Raw genomic sequence first — 12,104 nt, 5'->3', positions numbered from 1 at the left:
ATTTCGATTCAGCGAAGCGCTTAACAGGGAGAGGCGGCGTGATGTTTGAGGCAACGACGGAAGTGATCGGGGCGTCTGCGGCCACCGAATCGGGGATCGCGTCGGCGATGGCGGCCGGTGCGGCGGCCAAGGCGCCGATGCTGCTGGGTGCGCTGCCGATGGGTAACGATCCTGCGTCGGTGGCATTCGCGGCAGCACTCAACGCGCGGGGTGCGACGTTCTTGGCGGCCCACGGGATGCATGCGGCCAATCGCGAGCTGTTCTCCTCGGTGCAGTCGCTCAACGCCGACACGATTGCGGCGACCGAGGCGATCCGCGCGGCGATGGCCGCGCTGTAGAGGATCGTGTGCGGTGACCTCGCCTTGGGCTGCCACTCCACCGGAGGCCAATTATCTGCTGCTGGCGCGCGGAGCGGGTGAGGCCACCACTGTGGCCGCGGGTGCGGCGTGGCAGGCCCAAACCGTGGAATCGGTTGTGCATGCGGAGGTTTCGCAGGTCAATACTGCGGTGACCGGGGTGTCGTGGGTGGGGGCGGGCGGGGGCGCTTCGGCGTTGTCGGCGACCACGATGAACGGGGTTCTGGAGGCGCTGTCGGGCTGGGCCGAGTCGACGGTGCCGATCACCGAAGCGGCGGCCATGGCTTTTCGGGCCGCGGTGACAGCGATGATCCCGGATGTGCTGTGTACCGAGAACAGGGTGGAATGCGCCAAAGATGTGGCGATCAATCCGCTGGTGTGGGGGGCGTTGACTCCGGACATCGTGCGGCTCGACGGCACCTATTACGGGCCGTACTGGACCGAGAACGCCAGTCAGGGAATCTTGTTCGAGACGTTTCTGCTGACCGCGATACCGATGCTGCAGCTGCCGCCGCCGGTGGGCCCGCTGTCGGCCTCACCTGGCGCCCCGGTTGCGGCTGCGGCACAGGTTGCGCAGGCCACCGCCGATGGGGCGATCGGCGACAGTATGCGCGAATCGACTGCCGCCGGGATGCAGATCACCGATCAGATGGGCAGCGGAGGCGGCTCGCTGGGTTCGGCGCAATCGCTGATGGAGCCGGTCATGTCGGCGGCTCAGCTGCCGATGCAGTCCTTGAGCTCGCCTGTGCAGTCGCTGCAATCGGCGACCTCACCGCTGCAGTCGATGCTGGGCATGTTCAGCATGGGCGGGGCGGGAGGCGGGGTCGAGCCCGCCGCGCTGGCCACCGGTGGCGCCGAGCCGCTGGCGGGCGCTGCCGCGCGCGGCGGGGCCGCAGCGATGGGCGGCGGATCGTCTTTGGGTGGAACGGGAGCGCTGAGCAGCTACCCGGTGAGTTCCTACACGCGCCCGGCGGGAAGTTTCTCCGAAGGCGGCGCAGCCAGCTACGCCAAACCGGGTGCCGGCGGGGTCGCCTCGGCGCCGGTGGGGCCCGGCGGCGTGGGAGCCCCGATGGGGGGAATGTTGCACTCCGGTGCCGGGGGAAAGGGGCCAGCAAAAGGCGATGGGGCGAAAGCGATGCGTTTACACCCGCCGGTGAATAGTGCTACCACCTGACATCGCAGTATAATTCTATAGAATTCCGCTGGGTGAATGGTCGCCAGGGAGTTATAACTACCGTCGTGAAAGGGCATGGTATTCCATGAGTGGAACAATTAAGCTGACGCCGCAGCAGCTGCGCAGTGAGCAGGGCATCGCAATGGGCAATGTCGAACACGTTCAGGGGCTTGCGGCCGGTGTGGTGCGGCACGCCGGCGACATTGTCGGCAGCTGGGACGGGCCGGCACGCGTCGCCGCGCAAAACTCGATCGCTGAAATCGCCAACGGCCTGAAGAAGTTCTCGGCCAACCAGACCGTCATCGCCGAAGGACTGGGCAAGCTTGCCAGCGCGCACGAGCACAACGAAGCCGACTCGGCCGGCAACATCACCGGCGCATTCGGCGCACCGACCTCGGTGTAGCCGTCCCCGTCGATCCGAACATTTCGTTCATCCTAGAAAGGACAAACCTCGTGAGCAGAATCGCTTACAACCACGCCGCCGTAGCCCAGTTAGGCAGCGACGTCATCGCCGCTTCGGCCCAACTGCAGGATGTGCGCAGCCAGTTCACCCAGCAGCGCGGCCGCCTGGATCCCGAATTCAGTGGTGCCGGCGCACAGACCTACTTCGATCGCCAGGTGATGTCGGAGCAGGGACTGGCCGAACTCGCTGACGGGCTGCACCGACTGGGGCAAGCCGTGCAGCGGGCCTTGGACGGGGCGATCGCCACCGACTTGGCCGGCCAGTCCATGTTCAGCTAGGTCCAGCGTGCTGGCGACCACCCTTGACGGGCTGTGGGCGCTGCAGGTCTTCACCGGCATTGAAGCGCTGTGCCCCGAGCTGGGCCTGCGCCCGCACCTGCCGCGCGCAGAGTTGGAACGGCCAGCGATGGCGATGCGCCATCCCGCTGTCAGCGAACTCGTCAATTGTGGGGCCGTCACCCTGGGGGGTGGTGGCCCCACAGTCGATCGGCCCATTGTTGAGGCGCTGACGGTGATTTCGCGGCGCGAGGTGGCGGTGATGATGCTCATTCACCACCCCGACGCCGACGTTCTGCCGCAACGCGTGGCACTGTCGCGGTTCGGGCAGTGGTGGGTGTCGTTGGCGCGTTTTGGTGACGACACGGTGCTGATCCGGCCGATGGGCACTGCGACGAGCCGGGAAGCGGCAGCCGTCTTGATCGCCAGAGAAATCGAGGCGGTATGCGGCGTCAACAAGATCGCATCCTTCGAGCCGATGACGGTGGCCACGGAGCGGTTGCTGGCGTTGACCTCGGCGCCCGAGGGGTTGGAACGGGTGCTGCGCGAGGAGGGCGCCAGCGCTGATCAGATGCGAGCGGGCCTGGCGCTGGCCAACGCGGGCCGCAGCGCGCAGTGTTCGGTGGTGGGCTTGCAGTCCACGCAAGCGGCGCCGGTGGTCACTGACCACGTGGTGACCGTGGGCGACACCGAGTGCGGGCGGGTCATGGTGAAGAATCTGCGGCGTCAGGGGCAGCGGTGGTCCGTCCTGGCCCCCGGCGCCACCCACCACATCAACACCGCAATTGTTGAATTATTGTCTTCTCTTCCCTCGGGGAATGACTGGTATCGCATTCAGAATTTATATGGATAAATGCAGTTAATGCATTTCAGGCATTGATGTAATGTAAGCAGCGTGGATTTTCTTCTGTTAGTCTCGGATATGTGACAGGTTCATATTCTGATCCGCGGCCGCAGCCGTCGGAAACGTCTTCTGCCGATAATTCCGACGACGCTCGCGGGGGACGGCACCACTCGCCTGAGGCGTCCTCGGTTATCCGCATTCCCGAACTCGAACGGCCGTGGAAGGCCCCACCCACGGTGGGGTGGCGCAAAGCGGTCTACAAGTCCTCATTCTCGACGCTGAATCTGGGCAAGTCGCGCCCGGAAAGGGACATGGATGGACTCATCGAACGTATCCAGCGCCCCATCCGGCACCGCTATGTCATTGCCGTCATGTCCGGGGCCAGCGCGGGTAAGACGACGCTGACCGCGGCGCTGGGTCAGACGTTCAAGCTGCATCGCACCGCCCCGGTGCTGGCGATCGACGCCGCACCCGGGTTCGGTCCGCTGGCGGCCAGGATCGCCGAGAACCCCCCGGGCGACATTGTGGCGCTACTCAAGGAGAGCGACGTGCAGGGGTATTCCGACGTGCGCCAATACCTGGGCTATCACAAGCCCACCGGGCTCGAGGTGCTCGCCGGCCACCGAGGCTCCACATCGCCGCGCACTGTGACGGCCCCGATGTTTGATGCGGTGATGGACCTGCTGACCCGCAGCGGCCATGAGATCCTGCTCGTCGATTGCGGCGATGATCCCGAACATCCGGTGATGCCTGCGGTGCTCAACAACGCACACATGCTGGTGCTGGTGTCGGGGTTGACCGCCGACGCCGCGGTGCCCGTGGAGCGCACCGTGGACTGGCTCAAAGCCGCCGGATATCACCGTCTGGTGTCACGGTTGATGATCATCCTCAACGACCGCAGCGGGCAGCCCAACGGCGAGGCGCGCGCCGTGCTGCGGGAGCGGTTCGAGAAGCTCGACGCCGTGGTCGAGGACATGCCTTTCGACCGGTTCTTGGCCCGCGGCGGCATCATCGACGTCCGCAACGAGCTGGACAAGGACACGCGGCTGCGGCTGCACCAGATCGCGGCGCTGCTGGCCGACTTGTATGTGCATGAAGCCGACCGCAGCCGCGCGCCGCGGACGGGACGCTAGTGGCCACCGCGGCATTTCCCGCGCTGTGCGAGGTGGCGGTGATCGTCGACAACACCGAAGGTGCCCACGTCGTGTCCCAGGTGTTGGCCGCCGGCGTCCCGATCATCAAGTTCATCGACGACATTCGCGACAGCATCAACGCCGAGCTGGCCGAGCGCGGCGCCGAACCATTGCCCGCCGACGACTACCGGCTGGCCCGCGTCGACGGCGTGCAGCTCGACCTCGCCCGCACCCTGGCCGAGCTGGCCATCACCAACGGACAGACCCTGGTGCTGGTGCCCGCCGGCGACGGCGATTCCTATGCCCCGCAATACGAACAGCTCTCCACAGGACTGGCCCGTGTCGGGCAGCGTCTCATCGGGCAAGTCAGCGAGCAGGTGGCAGAACGTGTTGCGGTGGTGATCCTTGCGGCGGTCACCGTGGTCATCGCCGCGCTGAGTCTGCGGATACGGACCTTCACCGACAACGTGGTGCCCGCGGGCATCACCGCCGCGGTGGGGTCGCTGCTGGTGATCATGGCCGTGCTGACCGCCCGGTGGTGGCCCCGCCGGCACCTCATCATCGATGCGTTGGCCTGGCAAGGCGCGGGCTTGATCTCGGTGGCCGCCTACATGGCGGCCCCAGGGCGGCTGGGAGCCTCCCAGCTGATGCTGGGCGGGGTGACCGCGGTGGTGGCCGCGGCCGCCATCGGCGGCTGGACCCACCGTCACATCGGGGTCAGCGCCGCCGTGATCACGATGGCCGGGATCGGTGCGCTCAGTGTCGGAGCCCGGATGTGGCGGCCTGTTCCCGGGCAGTGGCTGGGGATGATCACCCTGGCCGCACTGCTGTTAAGCATGTTCTATGCCGAGCGAATAGCGTTGCGTGTCTGCGGGATTCGGCCACCGTACTTCGGGAAGGTGACCGGCGAGGATATTTTCGCCACCGTGAAAGGGATGCCGCTGGACACGGTGATGCCGGTGGATGACATCAAGGCCGATCCGGTGCCAACCGGGCCGCAACTGGCCACTGCGGCGCTGCGCGTCCACGCCGTGCTGGCCGGGATCTGCGCGGGCATGGCCGCTCTGCTGCCGGCCGCGGTGTGGGCCACCTTGGCGCCAGGCCGCGACAAGGCGTGGGCAGCCGCTGTGGTGTGTGTGCTGTTCGTGATCATCTTCATCAGCCGAGGCAGAGCTTTCGTCGCCTGGCGACAGGCTGTGCCGCTGGTACTGGGCGCGGTCGCCGCCGTGCTGGCCGGCGCCGTCAAGTACGTCGCGCATTATCAGCCCACAAATGTGGCCGCGTTCGCGGTCGCGATCGGCGCTGTGCTCATCTTCGGGCTGTGCGGGCTGGCCGCCGCGGTGATCGTCCCCCAGGCCCGGTACCACCCGCCGGTGCGGCTGTTCGTGGAGTGGCTGGAGATCCTGGCGATCGTGTTCACCGTGCCGACGATGGCGTGGCTGTCGGGTCTGCTGGCATGGATTCGATGGCGCTGACTGATACCGATGCGCGGTCAAGAAAGGAAACTCGCCGTGAGGAAACGGCATGTGGCACGAGCGGTCACCGCGTGCACGGTGACGGTGGCGCTGATGGCGGTGGTGGGGACCGCTCCCGCCGGCGCAGTCGAACGACCCTTCTACGACCCGGGCCTGGCGCCCCCTGATGCGCCGCCGGGCCCTGCCGAGCCGATGCGCCAGTCCGCGGCATGCCTGGACCTGGTGACCCTTCCCCAACCCGACGTGATGGCGCCGGCGCCGGCATTTGAAATGCTCGGCATCGACAAAGCCTGGGCGTTCTCGACCGGTCATGGGGTGCCGGTCGCGGTCATCGACACCGGAGTCGTGCCCTCCGCGCAGCTCAGCGTGGTGCCCGGCGGCGACTACGTGATGGGTGGCGACGGGCTGTCTGACTGCGACGCGCACGGCACCGTGGTCGCCTCGATCATCGGCGCGCGCCCCCAGTGGCCCAATCCGCCGCGGCCGATGCCGCCAGCACCCGCCTACCCCGCGCCCGGTATCCCGGCGGTGTCGGCGGGAGCGCCGCCGCCGCTGGCCACGCCCGGCCCGGCCGCCCCGCCCCCGCCGCCTCCGCCGCAAACCGTCACGGTGATCGTGCCGCCGCCGCCGCCCCCGCCGCCGCCTCCGCCCGACGAGATGGTCCCCTCCTGGGGAGGCCCGTTGCCGCAGGATCCCGCCCCGACCCCGAGTCCGCCGCCGAGTCCGGGGCCGCCACCGCCACCCAACGCGCCCAACGGGGTGGCCGGGGTAGCTCCGGACGCGACAATCATCGCCATCCGGCAGTCCTCACGAGCATTCGAACCCCAACACCCCCAACCGGGCAGTGCGGCCAAAGCCGGCACCGCCGACACCCTGGCCGACGCGATCGTGCATGCCGCCGCCCTAGGAGCGAAAATCATCAACGTCAGCGTGACGGCATGCGTGGCCCCCGACGCCGTGGGCCGCCAAGGCAAACTGGGTGCCGCGATCTGGTGGGCGGCGACCGTCAAAGACGCCGTCATCGTCGCCGCAGCCGGTAACGACGGGGAAGACAATTGCACCAAGCAGAATCCGGGATCGGACCCGCTGAACCCATCGGACCCGCGTAACTGGGCGCAGGTGGCCGACGTCTCACTGCCCAGCTGGTTCAGCGACTACGTGCTGTCGGTGGGAGCGGTGGGTTCAGACGGCGTCCCGGATGGCAAAGTCAAGAGCCTGGCCGGCCCCTGGGTCGGTGTGGCCGGTCCGGGGATCGGGGTCACCGGCCTGTCACCCCAGAACGCCAAACCCGTCAACGCGCTGCCCAAGATTAACGACAATCCCCCCACGGCGTTGTGGGGAAGCAGCTTTTCGGCGGCCTATGTCTCCGGTGTCGCGGCACTGGTGCGTGCGCGGTTCCCGCAACTGAGTGCCCACCAGATCATCAACCGGATTCTGCGCACAGCCCATAATCCGGCCGGGGGAGTCGACAACGTGGTCGGGTACGGTCTGGTCGACCCGGTGGCCGCGTTGACCTTCGACATTCCGCTCGGTGACCGGCTTGCCCCCGCCGCACAGTCGCGGATCCTGGCCGCGGCCCCACCGCCACCGCCACCAGACCATCGTGCCCGCACCATCGCGCTCAGCGCGGTCGGAGCAGTCGCGGCAGCCGCCCTGCTGGTCGCCGGCGTCGGCGCGGCCCGTCGCAGGCGTAGTCGTGGCTGAGCACGCACGGAGCCGACCGGGTCGAGGCCTGCCCCGCTACATCAGCCGCCAGCCGCCCCTGACCGGTGGACTCGTCGCCGCGTTGACGGTGGCGGTCACCGTGATGTGGGGAGTGTTGGGACCGGTGTGGGGCGGTGTCTGCGGAGCAATCGTGGTCGCGGCCTACGTGGTTCCCCTCGGCGCCGGCAGGCGCAGCGTTTACCGGTGGCTGCAGGTGTACCGCTCGCACCGGCGGCGACGCTGGGAGCCGGCCGCGCCGGTCACCGCAATCAACGACCGGCAACCCGCGGGTGTGCGCTACCAGGATGGTGTTGCCGTGGCGACGGTACGGCTGCTCGGCAAGTACCTTGCGCCCACCCGGCTCACTGGTGCGGCGACGTCGCAGACCGACAACGTACTGCGCACCGAGGACCTGGCCGTGCTGTTGCATCAGCAGCTGGGACTACGGCTGGCCTCGGTGAGTGTCATCATCCACGGTGCCCGCATGCGCGCCGAAGGCGACTTCGCCCGCATCTGCGACACTTTCATCGGACCTCCGCCCTATGCGGGTCAGCGTGAGGCGTGGCTGATCTTGCGCATCGACACCGCGATGGACAACCTGGATGCGCTGCGCGTGCGCCGTAAACTGGACGAGGTGGCGGTGGCCGCAGCCCAACGGGCAGTCAATGTGTTGCGCACCAACGGGATTCGTGCCGAAGTGGCCAGCGAGACCGACATGCTGAGCCTGGACGACAAGCTTGGGGGTGCGGCCAGTCTGGAAAGCAGCAGACGCCACTGGCTGGGGGTGCGCGCAGAACGCGGGTGGCTGTCGAGTTTCTACTATCCTCCCCAGCACATCAACGACGCCGACCTGGGCGTGGTGTGGGAGCGCCGCTATGACGCGGTGACCCAGAACATCACCCTGTTCCCCGATGGCCGGTGCACGGCGACCGTGACGCTGCGCCAACCCCAAATCGTCACTCCACCACCGAGTGTGGTGCTGACCTCGATGCCCGGAGAACAGGCTGCTGCCGTGGCAGCCAACCGGGCGCTGCCCACCGAACTGGTCGGAGCGCCCGCGGCGGTGGCGGCCGGACCGCCGCGCCTTGCACTGCCCATCGGCAACTCCGGTGTGCTGATCGGCTCGCTGCCCGATGGGCAGCGCCTGATCATGCCGTTCACCGATCCGGCGACGCATCTGCGGATCAACATTGATGCCGACGCCGCGGTCTACAAGCGGCTGCTGCTGCGGGCTGCCGCGGCGGGCGAACGCGTGACCGTCCATACCACCGACCCCAGTCGTTGGCAGGCGATGGCGATGCCGGGACTGATCATCACCGGTGAGGCCAAACCGGCCGCCGGGACCACCATCAGCGTGATGGACACCACGATCATGCCCACCCCGGCTCCAGCAACGATCATCACTCTCACCGGAGGCGGCGCCGACGCGCACGTGCGGATCGTCCAGCCCGACAGTTCGCGGCGACTCACCATCACCGTCGTGGACCCCGACCTGCACAGCGACCCGGCCCTGGCCTGTCCACCCCGGTCGTGGCGCGTCGACATGGAATTCTTTGCCGTAGAAAACCCCTACCTCGACACCGAACCTGCCTTCGCCAGAGCGCCAAGCCAACCCAGCGACCTGTCCTGGGCGCCTGCACTGGCAGCCGAACCGAAATGAGATCTGCTGTCGTGCAACAAGTTTTGCGTTCAGAATCCCGCGACAACACCGGCATCTCGGCGGCACGACGGTGACGAACTGGGTCGCGGCCCGACAACTGTTCAAGGAGGCGCTGGATCTGCACCAGCGCCGGCGACACCCCGAGGCGCTGACAAAGTTCACCGCCGCGACCGACACCGATCCCTCAATGGCCGACGCCTGGCTGGGCAGGATCATCGCCGGTGACGACACCCTGGACACCCTGCGCGCCACCTATGACCAGGGAAGCCGCCTCGGCCGCGAAGCCAAACTCAACGCGATCAACCTGCAAGCCAACATCGCCGTGGGCCCCTACCTGGTCATCACCGCCACCAACCGCACCCACATCGGGATCGCCCTGGTTTCAGCGCTGATCAGCGCCGCACAATACGACGCCGCTGCCGCGTTGCTCGAGGACCCACAATTGGTAGCGGATCCGGTCGGATATCACTGGCGCCAGTACGCACGCACCTACCTCATGCACGCCACCCAGCGCTGGCCCGATGTGATCACCGAAGCAGCCGCCGAGCTCCCCGAACGCGCCGTCATCCTCCACGACATCACCGCGGCAACCTGCACGCTGGCCGCCATGGCCGCAGCCTCCATGGGACAACCCCATGTAGCTCTGCAATGGGCCGACAAAGTCCACACCCAAGACCCCACCCTGCACGCCGACCTCGCCTACACCCGAGGAATGGTGTACCGCCAACTCGGCGATACCGCCGCCGCAGCAGACCATTTCGGCAAGGCATCCATCAACGGCCAACTCATCGACGTGGCCAAGGCCGCCCTGCGCGACCCTGCCCTGCAGTTGCAGATCGTCGACGAAGCCGAGATCGCCACCCGCACCGATTACTGGGACGCCACCACCCAGCGCCGCCGCGGGCAGCGCAGCGACGACGAGCTCGCGGCGCGACGGGCCGAGTTGCTCGCCGAGGGCAAACGTGAACTGGCCGACCAAATCGGTTTGCAGGAAGTCAAGGACACGGTGCGGCGCCTCGAAGAGCAAATACCGGTGCGCGCGCTGCGGCTCAAACGTGGACTGCAGGTCGCCGGACAGACCAACCACATCCTGCTTGTCGGGCCACCGGGCACCGGCAAGACCACCACTGCGGTGGCGCTGGGCAAGATCTACGCCGGCCTCGGCGTCGTCAGAGACCCCGAGATCCGCGAAGTCCGGCGCGCCGATTTCTGCCACGAACACATCGGCGCGTCCGGACCCAAAACCACCGCCCTCATCCAAGAGTCGTTGGGCCGCATCATCTTCATGGACGAGGTGTACTCGATCATCGAGAAGCACCAAGACGGAACCCCGGACATGATCGGGATGGAAGCCGTGAACCAGCTTCTCATCGACCTGGAGAAACATCGTTTCGATTTCTGCTTCATGGGCGCCGGCTACGAGGACCGTGTCGATGAATTCCTGAAAGTCAATCCTGGGTTGGCGTCCCGATTCAACGGCCGGCTGCGGTTCACCTCCTACCAGCCCTCAGAGTTGGTGGAAATTGGCGACGTCTACGGCCGCTCCCGCGACACGTCGCTATCGATCCAGGCCCGCGAAGCATTTCTTCAGTGCTGCGCCCAATTGCAGCAATACCGAGGGCGTGACAAAGACGGAATCATGAAAAGCGGAATCGATATAGTCCAGAACGGAAGATTCGCCCGCAACGTCATCGAGAAGGCCGAGGGCTACCGCGAACCAAGGCTCTCCGTGCAGGCTGTCACCGCGCCCGACAGCCTCACCGACGACGACCTGCGCACCGTCACCGTCGCCGACATCGTTCCCGCGATCGCCAAGGTCTGCGACGAATTCCACATCGACCTCAACCGCGCCGAATTCGGGAACACGATATAAATCGTGCAATGCAGTGAAATATTTCTGCCGCCGAACGGAACCGCTACTATTCAGTGAATAGTGGCGAGAACAAGCCCGACTTATCATTGTCTGGTCAAGGATTCGCCGACAAGACGACGCGCGTTGAAGACATCCGCCGCGAGATCGATACCGCCATCGCCAAACCTCAGCACCCGTGTGCCCGCGCGGCAGCAGTAAGGAGTGCGTGCTTATGGCCGCCACATCAACCGCGCTAACCCGAGTCCGCTGCATGACCTTGGCCGCGACAGCCTCAGTCATCGTGGTCGCAGTGATGGCCTTCGTGACACCCGGCGACCTGCAGATGGGCGGCGGCGTCGGGCCGTCGGTGCCGCCGGCAGGCGCCGCCGCCGCCGGAGGCGGCGTACGTGACCTCTTGGCGCAAGCGAGCATCGTCGACGAGATCCCGGAGGTGGCCGGATACCAGCGAGGGTGCGGCAAAGGCATGGGTTGTGTCTTCGGTTACAGCGTGGAACGACCCTTCGGACCGAAGCGGATGCGACACGCCAAAATCCTGAGGAAACCCGTAATCGGTTGTTACGCCAATCATTACAACAAATCAGATTCAAGCCGGGAACCCGTGACTGCAAGGTCGTCGCGGGGCGTCTGGATCCAGACCCCTACACCGGTCAAGCCGTCGACCTGACGCGCGTGGCAGCCGATCACGTCGTACCTTTGAAAGCCGCCTGGAATGCCGGTGCCGCGCAGTGGGATCCCTTGCAGCGCCGCATCTTCGCTAACGATATGACCGAACTGGTAGCGGTCTCGAGTTCGGCTAACAGCAGTAAGGGTGACTCCACCTTGTCTGAATGGCTTCCCCGAATAAACAAGTGCTCCTATGTGATTCGATATCTGACCGTTGTTGTGAAGTACCGCCTGAGAATGACCGTAAAGGATCGTGCCGCGGCAGTCACGGCCTGCCGTGATTGACACCACCTAGGCCTCGACCCCCGGTTGGGCAGGAACCGTGTCCACGTCAGCCCGATGGTCACTTTGCACGTACGGGATCTATTCGCACGACCACATTTGTTATTTAGCGGTGGAAAATTCGCGTGACTATTGCGCTCAATCGATAGCAATTATAATTATTTGTTGTGAGTAAATTTGCTTGTCTAGGTGTAGTTTTCAC

The 12,104-nt window shown here is 66.2% G+C and carries 12 protein-coding genes; all 12 read left to right on the top strand.

The features are described from left to right. The first annotated feature begins 41 nt into the window (after positions 1-41). The 12 genes from C0J29_RS31835 to C0J29_RS34250 all read left to right on the top strand — a co-directional run bounded on the left by C0J29_RS31835 (position 42) and on the right by C0J29_RS34250 (position 11,905). Positions 42-338, top strand: coding sequence for a PE domain-containing protein (locus C0J29_RS31835; RefSeq protein WP_120795175.1), 297 nt, complete (start codon positions 42-44; stop codon positions 336-338). A gap of 13 nt (positions 339-351) precedes the next feature. Then, complete coding sequence (locus C0J29_RS31830) at positions 352-1,530, top strand: PPE domain-containing protein (protein WP_162951684.1); 1,179 nt, start codon at positions 352-354, stop codon at positions 1,528-1,530. A gap of 85 nt (positions 1,531-1,615) precedes the next feature. Continuing rightward, positions 1,616-1,933 (top strand): WXG100 family type VII secretion target, encoded by a 318-nt coding sequence (locus C0J29_RS31825; protein ID WP_120795173.1) that lies wholly within the window; start codon positions 1,616-1,618, stop codon positions 1,931-1,933. Positions 1,934-1,983: 50 nt separating this feature from the next. Further along, positions 1,984-2,271, top strand: a complete 288-nt coding sequence (locus C0J29_RS31820; protein WP_162951683.1) for a WXG100 family type VII secretion target — start codon at positions 1,984-1,986, stop codon at positions 2,269-2,271. Between the two features lie 7 nt (positions 2,272-2,278). Beyond that, complete coding sequence (locus tag C0J29_RS31815) at positions 2,279-3,121, top strand: ESX secretion-associated protein EspG (RefSeq protein WP_162951682.1); 843 nt, start codon at positions 2,279-2,281, stop codon at positions 3,119-3,121. A 71-nt stretch (positions 3,122-3,192) separates the two neighbouring features. Continuing rightward, complete coding sequence (locus tag C0J29_RS31810) at positions 3,193-4,245, top strand: MinD/ParA family ATP-binding protein (protein WP_197748264.1); 1,053 nt, start codon at positions 3,193-3,195, stop codon at positions 4,243-4,245. Continuing rightward, the gene (gene eccD / locus C0J29_RS31805; RefSeq protein ID WP_120795170.1) at positions 4,245-5,720 is read left to right on the top strand and encodes a type VII secretion integral membrane protein EccD; all 1,476 of its coding nucleotides are present in this window, start codon (positions 4,245-4,247) and stop codon (positions 5,718-5,720) included. The genes C0J29_RS31810 and eccD overlap by 1 nt, the downstream gene beginning before the upstream one ends. Positions 5,721-5,729: 9 nt before the next feature. Then, positions 5,730-7,424: a S8 family serine peptidase gene (locus C0J29_RS31800; protein ID WP_120795169.1), complete on the top strand. Its 1,695-nt coding sequence runs from the start codon at positions 5,730-5,732 to the stop codon at positions 7,422-7,424. Further along, positions 7,417-9,084 (top strand): type VII secretion protein EccE, encoded by a 1,668-nt coding sequence (eccE, locus tag C0J29_RS31795; RefSeq protein WP_120795168.1) that lies wholly within the window; start codon positions 7,417-7,419, stop codon positions 9,082-9,084. The genes C0J29_RS31800 and eccE overlap by 8 nt, the downstream gene beginning before the upstream one ends. 70 nt (positions 9,085-9,154) lie before the next feature. Next, on the top strand, positions 9,155-10,957 hold the full coding sequence (gene eccA / locus C0J29_RS31790; protein WP_120795167.1) for a type VII secretion AAA-ATPase EccA: 1,803 nt from the start codon (positions 9,155-9,157) through the stop codon (positions 10,955-10,957). Between the two features lie 211 nt (positions 10,958-11,168). Next, on the top strand, positions 11,169-11,621 hold the full coding sequence (locus C0J29_RS34255; RefSeq protein WP_242460744.1) for a hypothetical protein: 453 nt from the start codon (positions 11,169-11,171) through the stop codon (positions 11,619-11,621). Beyond that, positions 11,510-11,905 carry an HNH endonuclease family protein gene (locus tag C0J29_RS34250; protein ID WP_242460737.1) on the top strand — a complete coding sequence of 132 codons (396 nt, stop codon included), beginning with the start codon at positions 11,510-11,512 and terminating at the stop codon, positions 11,903-11,905. Before C0J29_RS34255 ends, C0J29_RS34250 begins: the two co-directional genes overlap by 112 nt. The last annotated feature ends 199 nt before the right edge of the window (positions 11,906-12,104 follow it).

Source organism: Mycobacterium paragordonae (assembly GCF_003614435.1).
Lineage (GTDB): Bacteria > Actinomycetota > Actinomycetes > Mycobacteriales > Mycobacteriaceae > Mycobacterium > Mycobacterium paragordonae.
The sequence above is the reverse complement of the archived record's forward strand: the minus strand, read 5'-3'. Positions and strand labels throughout refer to the sequence as shown.

Excerpts from the sequence above, each read along its gene's own strand:
- C0J29_RS31825 (WP_120795173.1), top strand. The coding sequence starts at position 1,616 with ATGAGTGGAACAATTAAGCTGACGCCGCAGCAGCTGCGCAGTGAGCAG.
- C0J29_RS31835 (WP_120795175.1), top strand. The coding sequence starts at position 42 with ATGTTTGAGGCAACGACGGAAGTGATCGGGGCGTCTGCGGCCACCGAA.
- C0J29_RS34255 (WP_242460744.1), top strand. The coding sequence starts at position 11,169 with ATGGCCGCCACATCAACCGCGCTAACCCGAGTCCGCTGCATGACCTTG.
- C0J29_RS31800 (WP_120795169.1), top strand. The coding sequence starts at position 5,730 with ATGCGCGGTCAAGAAAGGAAACTCGCCGTGAGGAAACGGCATGTGGCA.